1 protein-coding gene is annotated in these 264 nt (G+C 47.3%); it reads right to left on the reverse strand.

The window, feature by feature from the left end:
• Positions 1 to 264, reverse strand: a 264-nt coding sequence (locus tag SB773_RS32530; protein WP_410594516.1) for a condensation domain-containing protein, incomplete at both ends; no start/stop codon positions are given.

Raw genomic sequence — 264 nt, forward strand, 5'->3', positions numbered from 1 at the left:
TGGGTTTGCACCGCAGGACGAGGACGATCCATCGGCAACATTAAGACTGGTAACTCGCCAGACAGCTCTTCCTTCCAATATGCAAGCTGTCGATCAAGTACTTCTTCTTTTAACCATTCCCTTTGCCATTGGGCAAAGTCGGCATATTGAATCGGTAATGGTGCGAGTTCTGCTGGTTTGCCGCCAACCGCATCTTCATAGAATGCCATCCATTCTTGGAGCAAGATTTCCATCGACCAGCCATCAGAGATAATATAATGCATC

It is taken from the genome of Bacillus sp. SIMBA_074 (assembly GCF_046534555.1).
GTDB classification, from domain to species: domain Bacteria; phylum Bacillota; class Bacilli; order Bacillales; family Bacillaceae_G; genus Bacillus_A; species Bacillus_A mycoides.